Annotated in this window: 21 protein-coding genes; 20 read left to right on the top strand and 1 reads right to left on the bottom strand. The window is 52.2% G+C overall.

The window, feature by feature from the left end:
- The first annotated feature begins 299 nt into the window (after positions 1 to 299).
- The 15 genes from H582_RS0109800 (at position 300) to H582_RS31725 (ending at position 18,729) form a co-directional block, all read left to right on the top strand.
- The gene (locus H582_RS0109800) at positions 300 to 1,916 is read left to right on the top strand and encodes a hypothetical protein (RefSeq protein WP_028598415.1); all 1,617 of its coding nucleotides are present in this window, start codon (positions 300 to 302) and stop codon (positions 1,914 to 1,916) included.
- A gap of 966 nt (positions 1,917 to 2,882) precedes the next feature.
- Positions 2,883 to 5,669, top strand: a complete 2,787-nt coding sequence (locus H582_RS0109790) for a DUF8128 domain-containing protein (protein ID WP_028598414.1) — start codon at positions 2,883 to 2,885, stop codon at positions 5,667 to 5,669.
- Positions 5,653 to 7,032, top strand: coding sequence for a replication-relaxation family protein (locus H582_RS0109785; RefSeq protein ID WP_028598413.1), 1,380 nt, complete (start codon positions 5,653 to 5,655; stop codon positions 7,030 to 7,032). Before H582_RS0109790 ends, H582_RS0109785 begins: the two co-directional genes overlap by 17 nt.
- Positions 7,033 to 7,059: 27 nt before the next feature.
- The gene (locus H582_RS0109780; RefSeq protein WP_028598412.1) at positions 7,060 to 7,503 is read left to right on the top strand and encodes a hypothetical protein; all 444 of its coding nucleotides are present in this window, start codon (positions 7,060 to 7,062) and stop codon (positions 7,501 to 7,503) included.
- On the top strand, positions 7,490 to 7,774 hold the full coding sequence (locus H582_RS0109775; protein WP_028598411.1) for a hypothetical protein: 285 nt from the start codon (positions 7,490 to 7,492) through the stop codon (positions 7,772 to 7,774). The genes H582_RS0109780 and H582_RS0109775 overlap by 14 nt, the downstream gene beginning before the upstream one ends.
- The gene (locus H582_RS0109770; protein WP_028598410.1) at positions 7,775 to 8,707 is read left to right on the top strand and encodes a conjugal transfer protein; all 933 of its coding nucleotides are present in this window, start codon (positions 7,775 to 7,777) and stop codon (positions 8,705 to 8,707) included. It abuts the gene before it with no gap.
- A complete protein-coding gene (locus tag H582_RS0109765; RefSeq protein ID WP_028598409.1) occupies positions 8,704 to 8,982 on the top strand; it encodes a hypothetical protein in 279 nt (92 codons plus the stop codon). Before H582_RS0109770 ends, H582_RS0109765 begins: the two co-directional genes overlap by 4 nt.
- Positions 8,982 to 9,425, top strand: coding sequence for a TcpE family conjugal transfer membrane protein (locus H582_RS0109760; RefSeq protein WP_028598408.1), 444 nt, complete (start codon positions 8,982 to 8,984; stop codon positions 9,423 to 9,425). Before H582_RS0109765 ends, H582_RS0109760 begins: the two co-directional genes overlap by 1 nt.
- A gap of 52 nt (positions 9,426 to 9,477) precedes the next feature.
- Entirely contained in the window at positions 9,478 to 11,994 is a 2,517-nt protein-coding gene (locus H582_RS0109755) for an ATP-binding protein (protein ID WP_028598407.1), read from the top strand.
- A complete protein-coding gene (locus tag H582_RS0109750) occupies positions 11,994 to 15,221 on the top strand; it encodes a CD3337/EF1877 family mobilome membrane protein (protein WP_028598406.1) in 3,228 nt (1,075 codons plus the stop codon). The genes H582_RS0109755 and H582_RS0109750 overlap by 1 nt, the downstream gene beginning before the upstream one ends.
- A gap of 2 nt (positions 15,222 to 15,223) precedes the next feature.
- Positions 15,224 to 15,478, top strand: a complete 255-nt coding sequence (locus H582_RS0109745; RefSeq protein ID WP_028598405.1) for a hypothetical protein — start codon at positions 15,224 to 15,226, stop codon at positions 15,476 to 15,478.
- A gap of 207 nt (positions 15,479 to 15,685) precedes the next feature.
- Positions 15,686 to 16,162 carry a hypothetical protein gene (locus H582_RS0109740; RefSeq protein ID WP_028598404.1) on the top strand — a complete coding sequence of 159 codons (477 nt, stop codon included), beginning with the start codon at positions 15,686 to 15,688 and terminating at the stop codon, positions 16,160 to 16,162.
- Entirely contained in the window at positions 16,159 to 16,674 is a 516-nt protein-coding gene (locus H582_RS0109735; protein WP_028598403.1) for a hypothetical protein, read from the top strand. Before H582_RS0109740 ends, H582_RS0109735 begins: the two co-directional genes overlap by 4 nt.
- Before the next feature lie 96 nt (positions 16,675 to 16,770).
- The gene (locus tag H582_RS0109730) at positions 16,771 to 17,409 is read left to right on the top strand and encodes a hypothetical protein (protein ID WP_028598402.1); all 639 of its coding nucleotides are present in this window, start codon (positions 16,771 to 16,773) and stop codon (positions 17,407 to 17,409) included.
- Positions 17,410 to 17,460: 51 nt separating this feature from the next.
- Positions 17,461 to 18,729 (top strand): hypothetical protein, encoded by a 1,269-nt coding sequence (locus tag H582_RS31725; RefSeq protein WP_127464427.1) that lies wholly within the window; start codon positions 17,461 to 17,463, stop codon positions 18,727 to 18,729.
- Between the two features lie 580 nt (positions 18,730 to 19,309).
- Here the strand turns inward: H582_RS31725 and H582_RS26825 are convergent.
- Positions 19,310 to 20,002: an AbrB/MazE/SpoVT family DNA-binding domain-containing protein gene (locus H582_RS26825; protein WP_043111164.1), complete on the bottom strand. Its 693-nt coding sequence runs from the start codon at positions 20,000 to 20,002 to the stop codon at positions 19,310 to 19,312.
- A 167-nt stretch (positions 20,003 to 20,169) separates the two neighbouring features.
- Between H582_RS26825 and H582_RS0109715 the strand changes: the two genes are divergently transcribed.
- From H582_RS0109715 to H582_RS0109690, 5 genes are all read left to right on the top strand, one after another.
- Positions 20,170 to 20,619: a hypothetical protein gene (locus H582_RS0109715; protein ID WP_127464428.1), complete on the top strand. Its 450-nt coding sequence runs from the start codon at positions 20,170 to 20,172 to the stop codon at positions 20,617 to 20,619.
- A gap of 3 nt (positions 20,620 to 20,622) precedes the next feature.
- Complete coding sequence (locus H582_RS0109710; protein WP_028598400.1) at positions 20,623 to 21,171, top strand: hypothetical protein; 549 nt, start codon at positions 20,623 to 20,625, stop codon at positions 21,169 to 21,171.
- The gene (locus H582_RS0109705; protein WP_028598399.1) at positions 21,168 to 23,234 is read left to right on the top strand and encodes an ATP-dependent DNA helicase; all 2,067 of its coding nucleotides are present in this window, start codon (positions 21,168 to 21,170) and stop codon (positions 23,232 to 23,234) included. Before H582_RS0109710 ends, H582_RS0109705 begins: the two co-directional genes overlap by 4 nt.
- A 268-nt stretch (positions 23,235 to 23,502) precedes the next feature.
- Complete coding sequence (locus H582_RS0109695; RefSeq protein WP_028598397.1) at positions 23,503 to 23,892, top strand: DUF2538 family protein; 390 nt, start codon at positions 23,503 to 23,505, stop codon at positions 23,890 to 23,892.
- Positions 23,893 to 23,919: 27 nt separating this feature from the next.
- Positions 23,920 to 24,276, top strand: coding sequence for a hypothetical protein (locus H582_RS0109690; protein ID WP_028598396.1), 357 nt, complete (start codon positions 23,920 to 23,922; stop codon positions 24,274 to 24,276).
- The last annotated feature ends 493 nt before the right edge of the window (positions 24,277 to 24,769 follow it).

The following is a 24,769-nucleotide window of genomic DNA, read 5'->3' as shown; positions in this document are numbered from 1 at the left end:
GTGATGTTTGAAAAGTAGTCGATGGCGAGCGCCAACCCGCTATCGATGGTATTGCCCACGAAATCTTGCTTTTGCTGCTTAAAACCAAACCATCATATGCATTCCTTCTGCGCCAACAGTAGGTATGCAACGAACTCCGCCTGAAAGGCTGATTTTTCAAAAATCAGTCGTTCGAGGCCAGCTTTTGTTTTGCCATTTTTAACTGTCTGGTTTGAATTATAACACGTGTTAAGCAATCGTCGCAAGATCGATAATTTGGATTTTGCTTCTAATTTCTCTTCCGGGGAGGATACGTGAAGATGGCCAATAATGAAGCGAGACTTTATCAACCTGCACTGGTCAAGCCAGCCGTCCAGTTCCGGAATGATTGCGTCGTTCATAGGCAGGAGGACGGCCTTCCCATATATCTCTCTCAAGTGCTCGAGCTGATTTTTGGTGAAAGACTCACGCAGCGACCGCGCCGTCCGTTCGAAAAGGGTCGACCGCTTGCGTCAGCTGTTGCTCCTGGGTGGGTTCATCTTGGCGTGGATAAAAGCGACCTGGTTTCGCAACGGCAGACGACATTCGTTCGCACCTACTCCACGTTTCTTCATTACGTCCAAAAAGGGTACGGTTACATGACGTATGGGACTTTCAAATCGAAGTCCAGACGTTCGAGCGATCGCAACCGGCGAGCTCTTAATTCCACGCATGCTCTTGTGGTGGACATCGACAGCAAGAGCATGACGGCGGACGAAATCCTGGATCGATTGAGCCAAGAGAGCTTTCTTCCCCCTACATTCATCAACGAAACCAATCGAGGCTATCATGTCTGGTACGTGCTTTCAGCCCCGATCGTTGGGCCGCATGAACGAGTGGAAGATGGAAAGCAACTCGTCACTAAAGCCGGCCAGTTCTACATGGACATGTCTAAGTTCCTCAATGCGCAGTTTATTCGGATGTTCCCTGGAGCTGCCGGCGGCGTGGACGACCTGGTTGGTGGCGAGAGGTATATTCGGATTCCAACAAGCTTGTCTTATTACTCTGGTCATACATACTCTATTCTAGATTTTCCCCATGTCCGGAAGGACTTATACGATGACGGCAAGATTCCTGTGCAATCCAAGAAAGCAATTGCCGCCGTCAAATGGAGTAAGGGAGGCCGTTCCGGCGTCTCTATTAATCGTGGTTCTGCATTTGCAGATCCTGCTTATGTAAAGCTAATGACGATGCAGCCACAAGAAGGGCACCGTCGCTATACAGCATTCACGATCGCGCTTCTTCATTATGCGGTCGGCTTGGCTAAAGGTGAAGCGACGTCTTGGCTTGCTGGCTGGTACGAACGGCTGTTGAACCGTAAAGGGCTTTCTTGGCGGGAAGTCCAAGCGGCCGTAGACATGGCCTATTCCGGAAAGTATAAAGGGCCTCATCAAAAATGGATGATGACGTTAACCGGCATGAAAGCCACCACCTACATTACTCGCAAGAAAAGCGAAGATGAACGTGTCTATAAGACGGTGTCGCATTGGCAGCGTCTGTTTCTCCATACCTTAGCAGCAGCTGGTGGCTCCAGGGCTTCTTCTGTACGCGAATGGATCGTCTTGCTTGAGATGACCAGTCACGCCATGTTTGAAGCAATGGTGAGCGACCTTATTCAAAACGGAATTATCAAGAAATCAGTTGAAGGAAAAGGCAGGACCTCTTGCACACGTTTTGAGCTTGTCTCGCCTCTTTCTCCGGACAAGCAAGATGAATCCTTAGATGAGCTGTCTAATTGCTATGAAGTCGCGGACAACGTCATCCCCTTTGAGCTGCGATCGATGACCCTGCCCCGAAACAGCTCTATTATCGTTCCAGATTCCCCTATGCTTTTTACAAAGTCTAATAGGGTTGGAGGGAGGGGTGTGCCTTGGGATGCTTCTCCTGACAGTAGCTGATATACGTCGTGTCATAATAATGGCACTAATGACATTTTAGTATTACTCTTTTCGTGTTATTTTAGTGCCATACGTGTCATATTAATGCCATTTAACTTTAAGGGCTTTTTGGTACTGCCGGGTCTCAAAAGAGCTGCTGGAGCTAACCAGCCGTGTCTTATGGGCTGGATCGATTTGAATGGACGCGAGCGGTTGTCGGAGAATCGAACTTAGCATCAATGGCACGCTAACCAGATGAATACGCTATATCGATAGTTCTCTAGTCCTATTTGGGCATTGAGGAATGGCAGATTTTGAGATAAGATTCCTACTATGGGTATTGATTCCGGAGTGCTATTTGATTGCTTTATGAATGCTTTTAGAGTGCTTTTTTGTGGTTTTTAAGAAATCCCCCCACCCACCGCCCCCGAATTATCTCGAAATGCTTTGCAGCCTTGCAGGCTGCGGGTCTAAAACATATGGGCTCGTCCTCTACATTGCATTTCGATGACGAGCCCATATGTTTTAGACCCAAGACTGAATCAATGAACGGTCGAGAGAGAGAGATGGGGGCGGTGGGTGGGGGAGAGAGAGTGTGTGGATAAGAGAATGAGGATGGATAGATAGATGTGGATAGAGATGAGAGAGAAGAAGTAGGTTGTGAATGATTAGAGAGAGAGAAGATGAATGATGTGAATAAGTGATGAGATGAAAGAAGAAATGAGAAGAAGGAAGAAGGAGAGAAGAGGGAGGGGATGGAGTCGATGATCGGTGAGGGAAGAGAGTCGAGGAAAAGAGATGGTGAGCGTTGGTTGGAGATGGTGGTAGGTTGGCGCAAAGCTCCTGAACGGTTCTCGTGGTTCTTCCAGACTCTGAATTAAGGAGAAAAGGGTGAGCTGGCGATAGAAGGTTTGGGACCAGCTGAATGTAAGGGTGGAGAACCCCAAGGTAAAGCAAAGCTGAATGAAGAGGAGAGGAGGTGCGGCGATGGCCTTACGCTATCACGTGTCGAAGAAGCTGCGATGGCCTGGAGTGCGTTATCGACTACTGGCGCATCAGGATCACCGTCTGATGTATTTCGAGGACCAGACGTTGATGGGGGAAATTTTGGAGGTGCTTGAGAGGCCGTGGTATCGGAGAATGCTCCGATGGCCGTGGTTCGCTTGGGAGATTGAAGCGAACGATGTGGAGATCGGCTATTATTACTGGGCGCCGAACGAACAGGTAGGAGACGAGATTCGCCGGAAGATTGTTGGGAAGCATCCGGACGTACATATAGAAATGCAGAAGATGGCGCCGCTGGAGTGGAGGAGCGATGGTTTTGTATCGGCGAGTTCGTTGCAGTTGGAACGAGATTATCCGGTGCCGATCAAGTCGTTTTTCAACGAGGTTGTCGATACACAGGCGCCGATCGTTAATGCGGTCAGCGATTTGGAAGAGCATGAGCGGTGCTTGATTCAAGTATTGGTTCAGCCAGCGCGGAGGTATCAGCGTGACTTCGATAAAGCGCTTCGAATCGTAAAGCGATGGGACAAAGAAGACGAATACGAGAAGATTGAGCTGTTCGAGACAAATATAGCTGGGAAGCAGAACAAGCAGCTGGGTCATTGCGTGGTCCGAATCATGACGACTGCAAAGACGGCTCATGCGGCGAATCGGATTCGGAATGAAGTGGCGCGGAGCTTCGGGCAATTTACGAGCGAGGCGTTGAACAGCTTCAAACCACGAGAAAAATGGATGCACATTAAACCGTTGCTGCTCAAGCAGATTCGGTTACGGATCTTTCCGATCCGAGAGCGGCGGTTGCGTCGCATGATCTTGAACATCGAGGAGCTGTCCGGTCTCATCCGCATGCCGAGTTCAGAGGTCAACAATTCGCGGTTGACACGGCTGTTCCTCAAGCAGCTCGAAGCTCCTGCTGGTATCGTGAAGACGGCAATCGAGGCCAGAAACGAAGGGCAGGCACATCGCTTCTTGCGCTTCGGCGAAAACGAATTCCGCATGCGGAAAACGAATGTTGTCATCGACACGAATAACCTGAACCGGCATCTGGCCGTTCTTGGTGGCAGCGGCGTCGGGAAAACGGTGTTCCTCGTTCAGCTGGTGATGCAGCTGATTGATTTGAAACGTCAGGGGAATCCGGTCGGCTTTTTCTTAATCGATCCGCTCGGAGGACTGGCCAGCGAAGTTATGAGCAACATCCCGCGGTCGATGTGGGATCAGGTGAATTACGTTCGGCCAGACCCGCATGCAAAAGAGCATTTTCCGCTGAACCTGTTCGACGTCGATTTTTCCTCGACGGAACATTCGGTCGCGCATAATATTGCCGAGGCGATCGGGAGAATCTGGCCGGAAGGCTGGGGTCCTCGGCCGGCTCAAAACTTCCTCATGCTGGGGATGGCGCTTCAACGCTTGGGCGAAGCGAACATCCTCAATCTAGATCGTTGCTTATGGGATGCCTCGTATGCGCTTGGCGTGATGTCGCGATTGCGGGAACGGGACCCGGAGCTGGCGAACAAGGGAGTCGATAACTTCCTGATGAAGCTCGTCGTCGGGGGCATGCCAAAAGCTTCCGCTGTCGACAAACGGACGCGAGCCGATTTGGTTGATTCCACGCTGAACAAGCTTGTCCACTTCCGGATGTCGAGCGTCCTTGCTCCTGCGATGGGGGCGACGAGTTGCGGATTCCGGTGGAAGGAGTCGATGGACAAGGGACTGATTAACATCCTCGACCTGTCCCGCGTACAAGACGATTCGGAGAAGCGGATGCTTGGATCGCTAGCGCTGACGATGAACTATCAAGCGTCCCAGGCCAGAGACTCGACGGCAAATAACTTGCTCTATCCACTCATCGTCGATGAGTTCCCCATGTTTATTGAAGCGAATGCCAAGGTCATAAACGAGATGGCCGACCGTACTCGGCAAAAGTTCGTTCCTATCATCGGTGCGGCGCAGGGGATCATTACGCAGCTGGATCAGGAAGTGGCCGATGCCATCGGCCGGAACTTCAACTCCCAAGTCATCTTCCGTTTGAACCATATGGATGACTGTGAATGGATGGAGAAGCAGCTAAACGATCCACGCTTGAAGGCCACCGATATCATGCGAATTCCACCAAGCCATGCCTACGCACGTCTTGCTCTTGATCGAGAAATGAGCGCAGCTTTTACGCTCAACGTGCTCAAGCCTACCTCAAAGGCTCCGAAAAAGGATACGCTCGATGAAATCGTACAGCTGACCATTCAGCGTGCAAACGATCGTGAACAAGTCCGGACGGAGGAAATTGCAGCCGTAGCGAAACAAGAGGAAGAAATCACCATGGATTTTTCCGATGTGATGAAAGAAATGGGTCGAAATACCGATACAGATAGTGATTCTAAAGTCCCTGTCTCAAGTGAAGATCCAGGAGCTTCGGAGAATGATGCGGATGAAGGGGACGGTTTGACCGAAGACGAGCAGCGGCCGACCGGGGAGGAGGAAGTCAAGGCTAACCCAGTTACGGACTCGACCGAAGCGGAATCCAATTTGGAGGCAGATGGTTCAAGCAAGGACGGCGGCACAAGCGCTGAATCCATTCCAGCAGCAGCTGGAGAGGCAAAGCAGCGACCCGGCCTTGTCGATCTTTCCGATCTTGATCTCGGCTTTACGCTGAATAAGGACGCGTTTGGAGATACCCCGGCGGAGCAGCCAGCTTCAACGGTGGAACGCCAGTCCGCTGATGGCAAAGTGCTCCAGGAAGGAGGCAGACGCAAACGCAATGGCTGGAACCTCTAGCATCAAGTTAACCGATGCAGACTATCGCATGCTGCAAGACATCTACGAGTTTTATTACATCGACTATCATGCGGCGAAGCACCGGTATTTTCCTATTGGGAAGGTGCCTGAGTCAAGTCGATCTAGCTACAACAGGCGCATGCGGCGACTGGCAGAGAAGGGGCTTATCGCTCAAGTTTTGTTCCAATCTGTTCGTAGAAAAGGAAAACTGGGCAGCTCGGACTCTGCCTACACGTTGACGAAAGATGGGCTCAAGATGCTGGAAGACGTGTATGAGCGAGAGCTTGAATGGGACACGTCCCGCAAAGATCGCAAGAACATCTATGTCCAGCATCATGTCGGCGTGCTTTACTACGTCATGCTGTACAAGGATTTGATGGATGAGCATAAAGACGGGCAGAAATTAGAGGCTTATTATGGCGAGCAATCTTCGCGTTATCAGCGGATGGGGACGGACAACTTTTTGAAAGATCATATTAAGCCGGATGCGACGCTTTTTATCGCGCTGCGAGGAGCTACCATCCCATGGCTAATTGAATATGAACGAGAGAGCAATGCGTCCAAAACGACGATCTTGTCCAAACTTTCCAACTATGTGGATTACGCAAAAAACGCCTCGTACCGTCGACACGACATCATGTTGCAGCACGATCATGTTCTGGATCCCGTACTGGTTTTTTACTGCGACAGTGAAAAAGTGGCCGAGCGTCGTCGGCAGCTGATTCGTGAAAGCAAGCTGAACTTCTATTCCACGAAGGACAAGCAAGGCATGGGGGATATCTTGTTCGCGCTGCGGGCTGACGTTGAGAACGATCCATACGGGACTGTGTATCAGCGGTGGTTGGGGGAGCGGGTTTCGCTGGAACAAATTAACACGGTCCAGCTGCTCAGTCAGCGCTTGAAAGAGTCTCGGTTCGCCGAGCTGGAGGCCCGAGCAGGGGCGACGACATATATGTGGTATCCCGCAAGCGTTGCGTCGCATGTAGGACTCCAGCTTGACGGAATCATCGGATTTCAAACCGAAAAGACTCAAGCTGCCCACATGGTCCGATATTTCCCCTCGACACATGACACCAGTTCGATGTCATCCAGCCTTCAAGGGCTGCTGCACTACAAAGAATCTGTCGCAGACAAATCGCCTAATCAGATTTTGGATCGGTTTAAGCAAAATTCGCCGGGCTTGTTGCTGATTGTAGATCGCCCGGAACAGGAAGAGGAGCTGCTACGCTTACTCGATCAGTTTCGATTTGAAGAACGAACGGGATGGAATTGTTTTGTCAGCCGTGTGGAGCTGGTCCTGGAGCAGCCGTTTGAATCAAACTGGCTCATTCCGGATTCGGCTGGCCGGCACGTTCCGCTATAACACGTGTTATGAGAGGGGGTGAGAAAAATGAAAAGGGAAGACGTGTTGGAATCTGTTCGACAGCGCAGCACGGTGCGGAGCGAAAGCAGTTACCGATTCTTAATTTGCCATACGCATCAGGTCAACGCCTCCTCCAATGTTTGGGTCGAAGCAAACCTCGAGCCGGTTGTCATGGAAATGCTATGCGCCTACATCCAACAAGAAAGCTCTGAGCTTGCTCATAGCTGGGGCATGGGAGAAGGGGACGTCGCCCAAGTGCTCATGGAACATTATGACGCGGTGAGGTTCGCTGCGCCGAAGTCTGGCGATGACTACTACGCCATCGATCTATTCCTCGCCTGGGAGAAGTGGTGTTCCAAGGACCTGCTCGCCGTGGATCAGTTGAAGCGTCCGGGTCTGGTCGAGCAAGTCAAAGCATTCATTCCAGAGGACTATCTTGAAGAGGAGGGGGCTGAGCGTGAAGCTCGATAAATCGTCCGAGTCCAGCAAGTTTTTCCGCCGATGGGCGTGGAAAGTGCTACTGGTCCTTGTCGTCGGGCTGGCGCTCTGGATTGCCAGCCGGTTCGTCGATTATGACGAATGGCTTGGGAATCTTTCCCAAACAGACGGCATCTTCGCGGGCACGGCGGCGAGGGTCAAGGAGTGGGGAGCTGAGAAGACCTTGGCCATCATCGGCGGTTTAGTCGTGCTGGTTCTTGCAATCCAAGGTTCCGGTCGCGGCGACTCAAAAAAGGAGAATTAAATGGCTGAAAAATCACGAATTCCTCTTCCCATTGTTCCGGGAAAATCGTTCAAGACACGCTTCATGCTGGTCGTTCGATACATTACTTACGCGGTGATGGTGGTCGTAATGATTCGAGGCGTAGTCTCGATCATCCAACCGGGACAAGCAGCGTCGGCGCCGGTTTTTTCTGTCCCAGCATCCGTCTCCGACGACGCACAGTCCTTCGCGCAGGCTTTTGCGAAGCAGCTGTACTCGTACAATCCGAAGGTGCCGAGCGCAAAAGAAGCCTATTACAACGGCCTTGACTCGTATCTTGCGCAAGGAGTGAGCCAAGATGCAGCTGGTCTGAACTATGCCACAGCGCAAGGGGCTTACAGCGTATCCGCTACCTACCCATGGCGCGTCAAGCAAATCTCCTCCACGCGATCCGATATTGACGTGAGAGTAGACGTAAAGCGCGTAGATACGGTATCGGGAGCTGCCGCCGAGTTTACCCGCTTCATCCGGGTGCCGGTCCTTGTCGCAGGGGATGGTTTCGTCGTTCCGGATCTTCCGACCGCAATCCCCGTACCCGTAAAAGAACCGGGGGAGATGGCTGGCATTCCACAGCTTGACGGTCTGGATGCGGCTAGTTCAGCTCCGATGAAACAAGCCGTGGAAGATTTCTTCGTCGCCTACAGTACAGATACATCATCGAAGTTGAAATACTTCATGGCGGACGGCAAAGAAATCCAAGGCTACAACGGAACATTTGTCTTTAATCAAATCAGTCAATTTGGCGTCTATCTTCCGGCCGAATCGGATGCGACATCGCCGATTCGCTTGGCCTACGTAGAGTCCCAATGGACGGATGAACAAGGCTTCGTTCAGGTTCAGCGCCACACGCTGGAGCTCGTTTTCAAGGAAGAACGCTGGTATATCAAATCCATTACTGGGGGCTATCAACAATGAATAATCTTTGGGCTACAATTTCCACTCATGCTGCATATCTGACGGCTTCGCCATCCACCAAGCTTTTTGAATGGGCCAAGACGGAAGCGCAATCTCTTTTCGGTCTGTTCGTTCTCGTCATGGGCGTTATTCTGATGGCAAAGAAGCAACTGAGCGTCCTGTTCCAGTGGGTGATTATCATGGCTGGCGCGGCGATTTTCATCTTTGCGCCTAAAGGAATGGGCGAATACTTCAAAAATTTGATGGCTGGAATTTTTGGAATCAACCTTAGCTAATGACGGATCAAGAACGGCCCGTTGTCATCCCGTCGTACAAGCGGGTGTGGAAGATTGAGCGATATCTATATCGAATTGATCGTATTCGGCTGTTCAAGCCGGTCACGTATTTGCAAATCGGCTACTTTGCCGTCGCATTTCTCGCCTTGTTTTTTTTCAACCAATTCACAGGCGGATTGCTGGAGCACATCCCGCTCGTTGGTGGCACGATATCTCGCTTCATCGTGCTCCCTCTCCTGATTGCGTACTACTTGAGCAAAGCCAAGCACGACGGTCGTCCACCGCATAAATGGCTGTGGACGTACATGAATTACCGGATGCAGCCCAAGCTCTACAACCGGTACGAGGCCCTTCACGTTGCGAAGAAGGAATCGTACTCGGGCAAGCTGACCTTCCGAGAGCTCTATGAAGTCACCGGATCGAAGGGCAAGAAGAAACGTTAGCCAGGAACGTCTCTCGAGCCCATGAAGGAGTGAACGAATTTTGGAAGTCCCTATGAAATATTTTGAAGGGAACTTGTCCTTTACGCCCGACAAAAAGTGTTGGGCACTGTACGAACTGGACGGGTTCCAGTATGATTTCAAAAGCATCGCGACGAAGAAATCGCTTTGGCGCAAACTCACGACATTCCTCTGGAACGTCGAGAAGTCGGCGCGGATCCTGTTTCTTCCGGAGAGCTACACCTTCGAGGAGCATTACGCAAAGCTGATGGCGAAGAACAAGGGGCCTCTGGCCTCTTTCGCCCATCAGGTGGATGAACGGATGCTGGAATGGCTCCAGAATACGTATGAGTCAAGCGGAGGGACGCAGTACCGCGTTTTTGTCAGCATCAAGGTCGCGGACGAGCCGTCCTTCCTGGATACCGTGAAGAATGCGAAAGACTTGATCGTCAAAATGATCAAAGAGCCGGTGTTCAAGTTGGACCGTCTGCTGGGCTTTGATGGATTTTTCCTCATGCACGAGGAAATCCGCATGCTCAAGGAGATCGAGGATCGGCTGTACAAGAAGATTCGCAAAAGCGTACAGCTTTCCCGCGTCAACGAGGCCGACACGGAATGGATCATCCGGCGGAATTTTTGGAAAAACATTGCCGTACCTCCGGAACGGTTCTTGTGGAAGAACGATCGCAAGAAGCGCGGCGACGCGCCTGCGGATGCCGAGCGGGTTTCGTCGACGCCGGCCGGGGCCGACACCGCCGTTGTGGATGGAAAGCGCATTGTTCGGCCGCGTATGTCGGAATTCATGCCGCTGCTGGAAGGCGAGGTTGACCAAAGCTCATGCGGGAGCCGGGTCCTCAAAATCTCGCAGGAAGTAGATGGCAAGCAGAAAAGCTCCTATTCGACCTACTTGACGCTCACCGACAAGCCAGATGAAATCTACAGTCCAGGCAGCGAATTTCTTTATGCGCTCTACGATCTGGACTTCCCGGTCGCGGTGTCCATGTACCTCGATGTCATGGAGCATTCCGAGGTCAAGGAAAAAGTCAAAGCGCAGAAGCTGAATATCAATGATCAGACCGATCACACCGCGACGTCGCGGGTCGAGCTGCCTCAAGCGCTCATCGAGAGCAAGCATGAAGCGAACCAGCTCGAAAAGGACCTGGATGACAGCAAGTTTCCCATGTTCGACGTCTCGTTCGTTTTCGAGGTTTCAGGCTCTGATGAAAAGGAGCTGACCGAACGAGTCGATGCGGTCAAAGATTACTACAAGAGCATGCAATTCCATCTGGTTGCTCCAGCAGGGGAGCAATTCAAACTGCTCAACGATTTCATGCCGTGCGGGGACCGTCAATGCAGCATGGACTATGTCCACCGTCTTTCACCGCATTTCATCGCGGCTGGCATGTTCGCCGCGTCGAAAAAGCTGGGAGATTCCCAAGGGTATTTTCTCGGCACGTCCGGCATCATGCACATGCCGGTGTTCTTCGATCCTGCGCTGGCTCCGCTGCGAAATCGGAGTGCTTCCGGAGCCATCCTCGGCTCCCTTGGCGGAGGGAAGTCGTATCTGGCCAACTACCTGCTGTGGCTGACCACGGTGCACGGCGGGAAAGGGCTGGTGTTCGATCCGAAAGGCGATCGCGGCCATTGGAAGGACTACCTGCGGGAGTTCGGGGATGAGCTGGAGATTCTGGAGCTGGACGATCGCACGGACGACCACGGCAAGCTTGATCCGTGGGGCATCTTTGAAAACATCAACGACGCGGCCGGAATCGCCGTCAACATCGTCAGCTTCCTGGCGAATCTCAAGACGGATGACGATGAATTCGTTTCGCTGACCGAAGCGGTGGAGATCGTGAAAATGTCTCCACCTAAAAAGAGGAGCATGCTGGATCTGATCGACCAGCTCAAGCAGCTCGATGATCCGGGCCGAAAGCTGGCCCGTCGACTCTCTGCGATTTCGAATCTGCCCTATGCCAAGCTGCTGTTCCACTCCGGAGAGCGAAACTCGCTCCGCACGAACAAGCGCCTTACCGTGCTCACGGTAAGCCGTCTCTCGCTTCCGGAGTCGGGGCTGGATCGGGACGATTACGACATCACGCAGCTGCTCAGCGTGGCGCTCATGATGAGTATATCGGCCTTCGCGACGCGGTTCGCGGAGGAAGATCCGAACGAGTTCACGGCGGTACTGCTTGACGAGTTTTGGGCGCTCGTCGGCACGAAAGAGGGCAAAAAGCTGGCCGAACGGTTGATTCGGACAGGTCGATCCTTCAACTCGGCTATCATCATCATCAGCCAAAATGCAAACGACCTGCTGGACGAGCGAATCAAGAACAACCTTGGATTCAAGTTCGTCTTTCAGTCGACCGATAGCGACGAGGTCAAGAACGTGCTCACGTTTCTCAATTTGGAGCACACGCCGGAAAACATGGAGCTGGTCAAGACGCTGGAGAACGGGCGTCCGCTATTCCAGGACTTGGACGGTCATTGCGGCGTCGTCAATATCGAGGTTCCGTTCGAGCATGTGCATGAAGCGTTTACGACAACGCCGGGCCAGCGGAAAAAGGTTTCCTAATGCGCAGGCGGAGCTATTGGACAATCGTCGGCCTTGTCCTCGCGCTCATGATGCTGTTCGGGTCGGCTGCTTCGGCTGCGCCTACCCCGACACCGCTGCCTAATCTTCCGACGCCGACTCCTTCCCCGACGACGGGGCTGCAGGAAGGGGAGTCGCCACGGGATGGCGTCATCACAGGGAATTTCATTGAGTCCATGATGCCGCCAATGGCAAGCCAAGGCATTGAGAGGGATTACGCCCGGTATCCGGTGTGGAACTACACCTTGGATACGGACAGCTCCTGGTACGATCCAGTCACGCCGGCCATAATGTCGGTGGTCAACACGGAAGTGACGCTGGATGCGATGCTCGTCCGGTTCGGCATCATGGTCATCGAGCAGGCGTACACGCTCGATATTTTCAAATACCTGGGGGACTTCATCGCGACCTTAATAGAAGGTTTCAGGGCCGCGACCTGGGATGTGCTGCTCAAAACGATGATGATTGTCATCGGGCTCTACATCGCCTTCAATTCGTTAATCGCCTCTCGGCGGTCAAAGAGCATTGATACGTTCCTCAAGACATTCATCGTCCTGGTCATCGCATTCTTGTTCTTCTCCTATCCAAAGCAGATTCTGTCTACGGCCGTCAATGTTTCGTCGGAGCTGTCCGGGGCGATTCTGACGGGCGGAAAGAGCGAGAACATGAACGGGACCGTAGCAAGCATCGGGAATCAAATTTGGAAGCAGCAGGTACTCGATCCATGGTATTACATGCAGTTCGGATCGGTTGCCAAGGGCGAAGTGGAGGGCGAAAAGTTCCTCGCTTACCCGAAAGGAAACAAAATTCGGGACAAGAACATGGAGGCGCAAATCAAAGCAGGGAACACGTTCATGACGGAGGATTCCATTTATCTTCGCGTGATTGTCATCTTTGCCCATCATAGCGTCAACATCATCGTCCTGGTGTGCCTGCTCATATTTGCGAGTCTAATAATCGTTGCGCAGTTTGTTCCGATCGCGATGATCTGCTTGTCTCCGCTTGTCTTTACGCTGGCGTTGTTCCCGCATTTCGGGCTTCGGATCATCACCAAATGGATCGAGACGGTGCTTGGTGCGATCTTTTTCAAAGTCGTTATCAGTATCTTCCTCAGCTTGTACTTGCAAAGCTCGGCCGCTCTTACCAAAGCGTTCGGCAGTTATTACCTGCTGGTCGTGTACTTGCAGCTGCTCATCATTCTCGCCTTGTTTTTCGAGCGCAAGCGCATCACCGGCATGCTCACGAACTTATCCAAGGGCGAGCAGGCGGTGGCCGAAGTGGCCGGGCAAAAGAGCAACTGGGGCGAGCAAGTCGGCGGTGCGCTCAAAAAGTCCGCTCAAGTCGGCCTCGGGCTTGCCGCTGCGGCTGCCACAGGAGGCTCCAGCGCGATGATGACCGGAGCTGTCATGGGCGGCAAAGCGGGCATGATGATGCAGGGCGTGGGCATCGCCCAAAAGTTCTCGGACAATCGGAAGAACCGGCTGCTGAGTCCGCTCGCGGACACGATGCTCCGCGATCGCTTTTTTGGCGAAAAAGATCGCGCCGAAATGATCGCGAAGCAGACGCATCAGCCGGTGCAGTATTCACCGTTTGTCGAGCAGGTCATGGAGCGCGAATCGAAGGGACTGCCTCTGTTCACGGATACGCAGCGCCAAGGCGTCCTTACCGAGCTGAAGGACATCCAAAAGCAGGGCGGGGATGTGAATCGCTACTACAACAAGCCTGACGCCAAAGCGAAAACGCCGGAAGCGTATGTTGAGGAGAATGGGAAGTATCAGCAGCGCATGGCGCAGAAGCATGCAGACTTCGAGACGCGGCGACAGGAGCGCATGCGCGTCATCGACCAAGCTGAGGAGCTTTATCAAGGGACTTCGGAACCGGATGGCCCATCAGCTCCGCCGCCTTTGTCCTCGTTCAGCGAAGGAGAATCAGTTGAACAGGTAAAAGCGATCCCGCTGCGCACGAGAGAAATCGAACGACCTTCTCGTATCCCTCCTGATTTCGCGTCTAAGGCGCTGGAGAATCCGGCGCACCGAGAAGAGGATGAAGAATCTCGCATGCCTACAACGGATCATAACGAGCGTCAAAAGAATGATCCGAGTCCGATGGTGAAGATCCCTCTCGCTCCTGCTGCCATTTACAACGATCCGTCTTACGGAGGCGCATCCTATCGACGTGAGATGGATCTTCTGGGACAGCTGGACCGAGCCGAGCGAAACGGGGATCGAATCGCTGCCGATCGCTACATGGACGAGCTCCAGCAGCTCGATCCGGCAGCTTACGGCAAGTACAGCAACATGAGCGACATCAGACAATCCATGACGGCTCAAGCGGGTACAGACTTGGTTGAGCGCGAAACGGCCGTGACATCGGCACACGTCAAGCCGGACGAGCGAATGACCGGCGATCGAGTCCACCCAGAACCAGCCTCCGTCGTCATGGTCGACGATGACACGCGGCATCTACTGCATATGGAGCCGCCGCCAGAGCCAGAGGGCCAGCTCGCTCCGGCAGCACCGGTCGATGTGGGACGGCTGCACGTCCAGAATCCATTTGCGCAAGCGGAGCGAATCTGGAAGGATGCCGCGCAGGCTCATCGCGAGCTGGCAGACTTGGAGCTCTACAAATCCGGCCAAGGAAGCGAAAAGAGCCGGGAGCTTATGCCGGAGCTTCATGCGCGAGTCGAGACGCGCATGGACCGCAGCGGGCTTGATCTGGATCAGTCGATGGCCGCAGCTCAAGAGCGCGTTCAATCGCTCACCGAGTCAATGCAAGACGTGCAAACGAGCTACGACATCAAGCCCAAGCTGTTCATTCATGCAGATGGCGGCAGCTCGGAGCCGGTGCGTGTGAAGTCGCCTGCCGAGTATCGGGAGGACATTCATGTCAAGCCGCTGGAAAAGCTGAACTACGTCGTAAAAGACGTGGATGTTGAGTTCCGTCAGAGCGTCAAGAACGATTTCGCTGCTCGTCAGCAGCTCGAGGGCGTGACGCCGGAAGCGTATGTCCAGCAGCTCTATGATGAGCATCTGTACCGTCTCAAGGCGCACAAGACGGTGCGCACGGCAGCTCAAATGGAACCGGAATATCGTGTGGACTCCAAGCGCATGCAAGCTCTGTTCGTCGATGCGACAAAGCGCTACGAGGTCGCCAAACAAGAGCTTGGTGTCGATGACGGAAAAGCCATTCAATTCCGGCGGAAGGAGTAATCATGGACGAGAGGTTCATAGAGTTAAGAGATGCTAGCACGAATGATGTCATCGTGTTCCGAGTGCTAGGCTGGGTGTACCATGACGAGCGAGAGTTTGGCGTGCTGCACAAAGTCAACCACGAGGAGCCGGCTGAGATCATGGAACGGCTATTGGATGGCTCCATGCGCTACCTGGAGCCGGAAGATTATGCTCGAGTGTACCAGATTTTCGTTAAAGAGACGGAAACGGAGAGATTAAACGAAGCTGCCCTTTAGGGCGGCTTTTTCTTTATAACATGTGTTATTCCAATATCGGCCGAAGCAAAGAAGGAAGAGGGTTTACGCTCTTAACAGGTTGACAATTTTGTCAACCAATGATAAGATGAGATTACATCAAAGGGATGACGTAGAAAAACTCTTGAGCTTTATCGAGTAGGCGAAAAATGATTTCCCTTACTATTAGCCCCAAGGAGCGTGCTTGAAATGGCCAAGTACTATATCACCCACACGTGCGGTCATGGACACGAACATGTCCTGTTCGGCAAGAACACGGATCGCGAGAGAATATTGAAGTCACAAGAGCGGAGTGAATGTCCGGATTGCGTTCGTGCCAAGAACATCGCTAACGCGAAAGCGAATGCGCTAAAAGAGGGGCTTTCGGATCTCAAAGGAACCGAGAAGCAAACCGAATGGGCGGAACAGATTCGAATCAGGCAGCTGCCCGTGCTCAAGGCGCTTTACAAAGCTGTACAAGCGATAAAGCCACCGAACGAGGACGGGCAAAAGTTACAAGACTGGATGATCCGGCGCGTCCAGGAGATGATGCACACGCTGGAGGCTGCGTGGTGGATCGAAACAAGAACGGATGAACTTGCAACCTTCCGGAGCCAATTAATGAAAGAGGCAAAAGCCTGGGGAGTTCAGCAGGGATTAAATCTTGGAGGAGGGACTAAGTCATGAAACCAGAGGTGTATCGGCAGCTGAAGGAGTGGGAGCTCGCGCGAAGTACTGTCATGTTTCCGAAACCGCCCATAGAGGATTCGTTTGCGAATCTGTTTGGGGATCCGGAGGAGAAGCTGTCACCCGAGGAGGAACGGAGGCAGAGTTTGCACTTTGCCTTTCTCCGGATGTCCGTTAAGGAGCAGGAACTTTCTGCCCAAGGCATCGATGCCGAATATGTCGTCACAACGGCTTATCCGGAATACCGCTGGATGACATGGTTTTTCAATTACCGCGTCATTGAAATCAAGAGCGAGTTCGGCCCCTACCTGTACCGGATCAGCGAGGGCTTTCCAGACGAGGAGGGCTACCGAAAGACCTTCTCTTCCTTTGAGGAAGCCTGCCAGGAGCTGACCGAGCTCTACAGCTATCAACCATCTTTTGAAGCCGATATGGACAAGTTCCTGGCGTTTTGGCGTGATGTTCCGCGTCAACCTGCGCCAGAAACTGATGCGTACAGGTTATTCGAATAACCTGTACGCTGCTTCTTTTAATCCTGTCCAGCAGCTGGCAAGCACAAGCAAACGCTGCAGACGCGCTAAGGCGTCGGGCAAGAAGGAGTAAGCATTATGAAAATAAAGTCGATTCAGGGTCCGTTCGAGGAAGTTTATCCATCTCTGGCGAGTGTATTTGAATCCCTCCCCCCGATTGAGGATGTGAGGACCGCGATGCTCAAAGGGGAAATGCGTGATTTAGTAAACTGGTACGAGGCCGCTGAAACGGCCATGATGGAGGACGAACACAATTCGGGATGGTATGACACGTGTACAATGCGTATCGTACACTCGGAAACCGATCCGATGATGCGCAAAATGCGCATATGGACAGCCACGTCCGAGCGTGTAGTTAACATCTTTATGACGGGTTACGGCCTCGTCGCATCCATTGATTTTGAAGAGGGATCTCGCCAGGCGGCGGGGTACGTCATTAGAGGGATCAAAGTTAAACATCCGGGGACATCAGCTTCATTTACGACGCTGAATGATGAAAAATATTATGTGACATTTCATACCACGACTGTAGGGGATATCCTAGAGTCGCGTAGAGGGATTGGGCCAGATGAGAATGTCATGGCCGAAACCTATAATTATCCGGAAAATTATCCGGAAATTACTCCTGTAACAAACGAAGAGTATAACGCTTCGCGAACATGGGGACTCAGTCACTCGCATTATGTGGACATGTTCGTCGACTCGTTGAATGAATAGTTTTCGCAAATGCCGCAGACGCGCTAAGGCGTCGGGCACGAAGGAGTAACAATGAAATACGAACTCTTAAAAGAAGACAGTGTAACTGAGATTGCCCACGTAAGTGTGGCGATCCCAAAATTAGGGGAGCACACCTTGTATCGTGTAAGGGCGTTGGTTGACATCAAGATTCATCCCGATCTAGGTCCAAGCGTGAAGGCAGGTGAGCTGGGTGGATACGTATCCGAAGGTGCGCTGAGCCAAGAGGGGGCATGCTGGGTCTACGAGGGATCGCGCGTGAGTGTAAACCCCGACTTCCCCCTCCGACAGTCCATTACAGACGATTCTGTGGTAAGAGGTGTATCCAAGGTTATTGACTCCCGTGTATCCGGTCGATCCCGTGTTTGGGATTGCTCTGTCGAATCAAGCACCATACAGGATTCGGAAGTATCCAAGGCCACGCTTCAGCAATCTACAGTTTCGGATGCGAGGGTATGGGGGTCGCACGTAAAGCATTCGGCAATTCGTGGTGTGGAGGGGACCGCTAATTCCATGTTTGCAAATCAAGTCGACCAGCCTCGACGTTTTTTGGACAAAAAAACGCATATTGTCGGGTCGTCTGTTATCCAGTCTCGCCTGATCGGAGGGTTAAACTGCGCATCGCAGTCTCATCTTTACATGGCTAGACTGGACAGCAAAGCGTGTGCAGATGATAGTGCGATCTTTCATAGCTCGCTAAGCAGCGGCGCTGCTGCAAAAAAGAGCATTCTTATCAAAAGCAACGTTTCTGATGGAGCCACGGAGTCGTTCCTTTTCAAAGTAGACGTAGACGACATATGGGGTGCGTGCATAATCCATAAAAACGGATACAATCGTGTATCAAATATCTCGCCGAGGGGAGAGGCGCTATACCTCTACACAGGGGAGCGCAGGGACAGTAATAGACCTCATTCCGAAATGTCCTCGGAGCTCGGCGTTTGCGTTAAAGTTGGGGTAGGAGGCCCGGCCTTTGACATCAATTCCTACCTGCATATGTGCAGAAAGGAGATAGAGTACTCCTGGTTGCTTCAAACGGGGGTGGTGGGCGGAAGAAAATACACAGAGATCGTCGACGAATACGAGAATGTCTTGAAGGCCCTATCTCCACGAGTTGAGCAAGGGTACTCCGAGCAACTAGTAGAAGAAGCATATACCCTTCGCCGTGGCATGATCGCGTCAATCTTGGGTTATTCACCTGAGCCGCAGGTTAAACCAGAGACGCTGTCTGCCATAGCAGACCTGGAGAAGAGACTTGAAGAATGGGGAGTGGACGTTGACGCCGCCGGAACAAGGGCAAATTAAAAGAGCCGAGCATAAGCCCGACTCCCTTGCTGTACAACCCTCGGCCCAATCCATGCCGCACACCATGCGCATGATGCTTGCGGCAAATAGTGGCCGAGGTCACAGCGCTTTTGTAAAGAGACTTTGTTTCAATCCACGCCCGATGCAACGGGCGAATACTTGCACCAAGAATATATCATAGATGTAAGGGGGATACAATAGAATGCCCAGCATTTGGACCGGATCCGGCTCATGGCAAGGCTGGAGCCTCACAACCAATCATTCCGCGAGTAGATCCGGCGAGCCTGTACTCGTCTCTCCGTCTGGTAAAGCCTACGGTCCCGGTGAAATTGAACGCCCGGTATGGTCTATAGGCAAGGAGCGGTTCGGGCAGTCCGACCTTGCTACAGCACTTGGCGTTTCCCGCGAATACGTCGGAAAATTGCAGCGCCAGGATAAGCTCCCCCCGTTTGATGGCCATCTTGCAAGTGGACGCGGCTGGTGGAGTTATGAATCCGTCTGTGAAATTATTAAGCTTCGCCAGCTTGGATGATTTAAGCTCGCTGCCGCCCAAGTAGGCGGCTTTTTTTTATAACACGTGTTAATTGAGCCACGCTTCAAGACTATTCTTTTCCTCGACCGTCAGCAGCATGGACATGACTTCGGATTTATGAATTCTCGCATCAATAGTGCCGTTTACAAATGCCTCTCGTATGATTTTCCCCTGATAATAATCCTGGACGATTGCTAGCGTTGAAGTGGAGTAATGAGGGCTTGTGAGAAGAATTCTTGGGAGGAACAACTTTGTTGGTGCGTTATTTGTAAGAATTTCTAATGGATCTTGACCCAATATTGAAATTGAAATGTCATAATGACCGCATTTCATTATAAGTCGAGTCAGCTCCTTCTTCCAATGCTCTTGTTCAATTATCCCTGTCTCCTGACATACAAAGCACGGCTGCTCGCCAATAAGGCCCCGTTCGCAACATATCGGACACGACAGCAATGTTTGACGTTTCTTGAAGTATACGACATCTTGGTTCTCATCGTAGCTAAATTCCAAGTCATCTCCTGGTTTAATATCAAGCCATTTCCGAATGCGGGAAGGAACCGTTATGACGTTGGTCGATGACAGCTTAGCTATCAAATCACTGTGCCCGCGATCTGTGCTCATGCGAACGCTTTGATCTGCGTTCTGAATGTGGAAAAAGAGCTGATCGCCCGGCAAGATGTTCATTAATTTCATCCATCGTGAAGGGAAGGTTATTTGTCCCTTTGTCGATACTTTAGCCATCTCAATCCACTCCTTTACTTTTCTTTACCGACTTCCATAGTAAAGGAAAGTAAAGGTTATCACAACCCTCGAAATAAGAATAATATAGAACGGCAATTATAAACCTTTAGGTTTACTATAGTGACTGTTTTGTGTATGCTGGAGATACATTATTGGAGGTGCTTTGAATGGCTTATGTCTGCCCTAACTGCCAAGGAACAACGGAGAGCCTAATATGGGGTTCATTAGATATTGAGGTTGACGAATATCACTGCCCCTGTGTCGTGGAGCAGCTGCTTATGGAGAGGTGCGAGAAATGTGGTCACACGGCGCTGACGAAGCAGGGGGAGGAGTCGTTAAAGTCCAAACGGCGGATTTTTGAGCAAGGTGGAATTGACAGCAAAATTGACGAGTTCATCTCCCGCCGAGGCATCTACAAGAACCGCATTGCCGAAGCGATGGATATGTCTCCGCAGAATTTTCACAAAAGAATCTCTTTCCCTCAAGCACTGACTCAACGAACATTGTACGCAATCGGAAAAGTGCTTAATCTCGGACCAGGACAAATGATGGAGTATTACAACATCGAGCACCGGGACGGAAAGAACTACATCGGTTCTAAGTTCGGGGAGGAATAGGGTTTGGCTAAAAAAATTATTCATGTGGCTATCGATGTAACGGTCATAGAGATGCTTGACCGGTGCGTCGCTTGGCATAAAAAGGACGATGTTGAAGGGGAAAAAGAAATTACCCGAACGTGGCTCATTGCAAAGTGGGTCAAGGAAGAACACGCACGCTTGTATGGCTCGATTCCAGTTGAGCGGAATCTCCCTGATTTGGTCACCAATCAAAAGGGACCAAAAGAGTCGCTGAATGTACTCGTCGATGAAACGGTAATCGACATGCTGGGTCAGTGTGTGGACTGGTACAAAGCCCATGCCGGTAATCGGCGATCGTCACGGCCGGCGCTTATTACAGGCTTGATTCAAGACGGGTACAAACGACTGTACCGCAAAGAAAAAATCGAGCTTGGCTCACACGACTTATATATCTTAAATCCAGAAAAACGGTCCGAAGCTGTCCACTACCTGACGGATTTCCGAAAACATGACATGGTCATTGACGAACAGGTCGTCTCGTATGTCGCAGACAAATTCGGCGGATTCTCAGCGCCTCGGGAGGATGCATGACGTCCAAGCTGGAGCATTATGTGGATCGGATTTTCGCCGATGGCGGAACCATGTCCGAGTTCTTTCCGAACTACCAGCCCCGAGATCCGCAAATTCGGATGGCTGAGGCTGTGTGCCGGTGCTTGCTGGACGGTCGTCATGGCTTGCTCGAAGCAGGGACGGGTACGGGTAAATCGCTTGGGTACGCTGTCGCAGCAGCACTTTGGGCGGCGGTATATGAGAAGAAGATCGTCCTCAGCACGTTTACCGTCACGCTCCAAAATCAGCTTGTCTACAAAGACTTGCCTCTCGTCAGGCGAATCTTGGACCGGCTCGGGCTCTCGTTCAACTACGAGTTGGCTAAGGGTCGGAGCCATTACATATGCAAGCGCAGGCTGCACGAAGCGCTCAGTTTTCATCAAGCGACCGGAAGCGACCATTTCGAAGGACTGGCTTCCCTATCCCTTCGGGTCGATGACCTCGCGGTCGGAGATCGGAGCGAGCTGGAGGAAGATGCGCCATTTTGGGATGACATCAACGGAGACAGCAATGATTGTCTGGGCGATCAAAGCCCGCACTACGATAACTGCTTCATCCAGCAGGCTCGAGCGCGGCTGAAAGCAGCGGACGTCATCGTCTCTAACCATGCACTGTTCTTTGCTGATTTCAACATGCGGGAACGCGGCATGTACGGCCTGTTTCCAGACTACGACGCCGTCATTTTTGACGAGGGACATCGGATTGAAGATGTCTTCTCCAACTTCTTCAAGAAGCAGGCATCGGTCAAGGTGGTCGAGCAGCTGTTTGACCGCGTGCTGCTAAAGCAGTCCGCTTGGTCGGGGAAAGTGCTTGACGATCCGGAGGTCGGAGAGGAATACGAGACGACGATTCGGCAGCTGCGGACAGCCGGTGTACGAGTGGCGACGGGAATGTTCCAGCAACTTGCGGATCGAATGATTCAGCTTCAAAGCAGCTCCGAGCTGCTGCAAGCTAAGCTGTTGGATTCCAATCCGATGACAAGAGTGCTCCAGGGATTCCTTGACCAAATGGAGCTTATTCAGGAGCAGCGTGATTGGGACAAGCCGGTGGAGCGCGGCATTGAAAACATGTGTGAGAGCATCGCGCGACTTCGAGATGATTTCAGCCATTTGCTTTTCAATGAGGATGCAGAGCGATGGGCGAATTGGATCGAACTGAGAGCCGCTAGGACGTCCTCTGAGCTGCTGCCGGAGTTTGAGGCCGCGTACCGTCTCCACTTGAGCGGAGCGCCGATACAGGCGTCTACGGTGCTCGAGAAGACGCTGTTTGCAACCAAGACGGTCATTCTCACGTCGGCCACGCTGTCCACGTCGGGAACGTTTGATTATATGGCGACTCGTCTAGGGATGTCTGATTACGAGGCGTTTCAAGTGGACTCGCCTTTCGACTACCCGAACCAATCGCTTCTCGTCGTTCCAGGCAACGCGGTGTCGCCGAAAAAATCGGAGCTGTTCGAACCCTACGCTATCGGTGCCATCAAGCAAGCGCTGGAGATCACGCAAGGGCGGACGTTTATCCTGTTTACCAGCTATGCGCAGATGACGCGCATGCATGACGAGCTGCTGCCGTGGATGCAGGAGCGCCAGCTGGCTCCCTTTCTGCATAGCAAGCAGACGAGCCGCGAAGTGCTGCTGAAAAACTTCAAAGCGAGTGAACGAGGGGTGCTGTTCGGCGCAGAAAGCTTTTGGGAAGGGGTCGATGTTCCTGGAGGGGACTTGGTCTGCGTCATCATCGTCAAGCTGCCGTTCTTTGTCCCGAGCGAGCCGATCGTAAAGGCGCGATGCCAACGCATCCGAGATCGGGGAGGGGATGATTTCGCGGAGTACATGCTGCCCAATACGATACTGCGAATCAAGCAGGGCTTCGGCCGGCTGATCCGCACGGTGACGGATCGAGGAGCCTGTATTATCTTGGATAGCCGCGTATTGGCGAGCGGATTTGGGAAGCAGATTTTGGCGTCACTACCGGCGGCCCCGGTCAGTAAGCGCATTGATGCCATTCGGCCTTACGTCCAAGAAGCATCCGAGGAAATGTTAATAAAATAAACTTTTAAGTTTACAATATTTATTTTTTCGGGTACAATGAGACTATAGCAATCAAGGGGGTTATGGTCATGTACTTGGACGTTACAACGATGCGAGCAATTGGATACACCATGCTAGGCTTGGCGGCGCTTACGCTTCTCGTTCTTTATAAGCTGGAGGGGAAGCGAGAGGAAACGCCGAACGGTGAACGTGAGCTCTCCCCTGTACGAATTTGGATTAATCCAGCACTCAACAGCAATAGACGCAAGCGATAAGAGGAGGAATAAAAATGTACTTTACAAACGCGACTCACGAACAAAATTATGAGGCGCTTCGCCAGCGCTTTGGCATTGACAGGAACGAGGAATACCTGGTTGCGGCATATATCTCGGCCTTGCCCGAAATTTTCTATAAAGTGAACTGGGATGGGCTGGAAGGTCCCTTGTCCTGGTTCTGGAAGTGGAATGAGGATTTGGAGAAGCACGAGCTGAGCCGCGTTGCAGGGACGCTCTCCAGCAGCTACCTCCAGATCGGAAGAGCAGCTGCCGAGATGTATACCGGAAATTATTGGGAATTTGATCTTGTCGGATTTCTCTCGAATGCAGGGGACGAACTCTACCGGACTTTTGTTCAAGCGCTGGAAATTCGTCGGGGGCGCTCTATCCTGAATCTCGACTGAAAGATACATAACAGGGGGCGACACGATATGGCATTTGGAAAAAAACAGGCGCGGACAGCTCCAATAGATGAGCTGCTTGAGCAGCTATCCAACGCATACGCCTACCTCGTGGTGACAGGTTCGCGCACCAGACAGGCACAAGTCAATATGATTGAGGCTGAAATCAAGCGGCGTTTGTCTCTGCTTGACGAATTGATGGAAGAATGCGGACGGCAAGCTCAGGCCAATCGCGATCTGGCTAATCGAGCGAAACAGAATAACAAACAAGACTGGGGAGGGAAAAAGCTTACCGCAGACGTCCAAAACAGGCATATTGAGGGGGCTTGGACTCGTGCAGAGGTGTATGAAAAAATGCTAAACAAAATTCTAGCGAAGGCCGTCTGATGGCGATAGAAAAGGCTTGGTCCACTGGACCAAGCCTTTTTGTTATTACATGTGTTATATCAGGGACGAGCTGCGGCAGGCGTGAGGGCATGCCAGCAGCCTCCTCCTTTCGATAACGCCTGCGGGGGATTCGCCGGCGCAGCCTTCCCCTTCCTCGGTTACTTCATGGGCAGAAGACGGCCAGAAAGCCTGCTTCGATCGGGCACGTCCGTGCTTTCCCTATCCCTATCCAGGGCGCTCGCCGGCATCGGTTATGCCTCGAGAGAGTCGATCCGGAAGAAAGGAGGCGATTTGCTGCCGCAAATCCCTTGATTTTTCGCTGCGCTCCGGTCCGCTATCGCGTCCCTTTGCTCCGCTAAGGAATTGAATTGAGAAGGCCATCCTGCCGGCAGCGGCCGGAGTGCTTCTTCCTGGGGCGTGGTTTCCTTACGCTCCAAACTTAGCATGCCACTCTTCGCTGCAAAGGCCGGGCCCCTTCGGGGTGGCCTCCAGG

It is taken from the genome of Paenibacillus pasadenensis DSM 19293, from assembly GCF_000422485.1.
In the GTDB taxonomy this organism is placed as follows: Bacteria; Bacillota; Bacilli; order Paenibacillales; family Paenibacillaceae; genus Paenibacillus_O; species Paenibacillus_O pasadenensis.
Note: the sequence above shows the minus strand (reverse complement) of the source record. Positions and strands in the feature narration are given on the sequence as shown.

Bases quoted from the DNA above. Each gene is read 5' to 3' on its own strand.
- H582_RS0109730 (WP_028598402.1), top strand. From the start codon at position 16,771: ATGAAAATAAAGTCGATTCAGGGTCCGTTCGAGGAAGTTTATCCATCT.
- H582_RS0109695 (WP_028598397.1), top strand. From the start codon at position 23,503: ATGTACTTTACAAACGCGACTCACGAACAAAATTATGAGGCGCTTCGC.
- H582_RS0109790 (WP_028598414.1), top strand. From the start codon at position 2,883: ATGGCCTTACGCTATCACGTGTCGAAGAAGCTGCGATGGCCTGGAGTG.
- H582_RS0109750 (WP_028598406.1), top strand. From the start codon at position 11,994: ATGCGCAGGCGGAGCTATTGGACAATCGTCGGCCTTGTCCTCGCGCTC.
- H582_RS0109740 (WP_028598404.1), top strand. From the start codon at position 15,686: ATGGCCAAGTACTATATCACCCACACGTGCGGTCATGGACACGAACAT.
- H582_RS0109735 (WP_028598403.1), top strand. From the start codon at position 16,159: ATGAAACCAGAGGTGTATCGGCAGCTGAAGGAGTGGGAGCTCGCGCGA.
- H582_RS0109760 (WP_028598408.1), top strand. From the start codon at position 8,982: ATGACGGATCAAGAACGGCCCGTTGTCATCCCGTCGTACAAGCGGGTG.
- H582_RS0109690 (WP_028598396.1), top strand. From the start codon at position 23,920: ATGGCATTTGGAAAAAAACAGGCGCGGACAGCTCCAATAGATGAGCTG.
- H582_RS0109715 (WP_127464428.1), top strand. From the start codon at position 20,170: ATGGCTTATGTCTGCCCTAACTGCCAAGGAACAACGGAGAGCCTAATA.
- H582_RS0109785 (WP_028598413.1), top strand. From the start codon at position 5,653: ATGGCTGGAACCTCTAGCATCAAGTTAACCGATGCAGACTATCGCATG.
- H582_RS0109800 (WP_028598415.1), top strand. From the start codon at position 300: ATGGCCAATAATGAAGCGAGACTTTATCAACCTGCACTGGTCAAGCCA.
- H582_RS0109705 (WP_028598399.1), top strand. From the start codon at position 21,168: ATGACGTCCAAGCTGGAGCATTATGTGGATCGGATTTTCGCCGATGGC.
- H582_RS0109780 (WP_028598412.1), top strand. From the start codon at position 7,060: ATGAAAAGGGAAGACGTGTTGGAATCTGTTCGACAGCGCAGCACGGTG.
- H582_RS0109755 (WP_028598407.1), top strand. From the start codon at position 9,478: ATGAAATATTTTGAAGGGAACTTGTCCTTTACGCCCGACAAAAAGTGT.
- H582_RS31725 (WP_127464427.1), top strand. From the start codon at position 17,461: ATGAAATACGAACTCTTAAAAGAAGACAGTGTAACTGAGATTGCCCAC.
- H582_RS26825 (WP_043111164.1), bottom strand. From the start codon at position 20,002: ATGGCTAAAGTATCGACAAAGGGACAAATAACCTTCCCTTCACGATGG.
- H582_RS0109745 (WP_028598405.1), top strand. From the start codon at position 15,224: ATGGACGAGAGGTTCATAGAGTTAAGAGATGCTAGCACGAATGATGTC.
- H582_RS0109770 (WP_028598410.1), top strand. From the start codon at position 7,775: ATGGCTGAAAAATCACGAATTCCTCTTCCCATTGTTCCGGGAAAATCG.
- H582_RS0109765 (WP_028598409.1), top strand. From the start codon at position 8,704: ATGAATAATCTTTGGGCTACAATTTCCACTCATGCTGCATATCTGACG.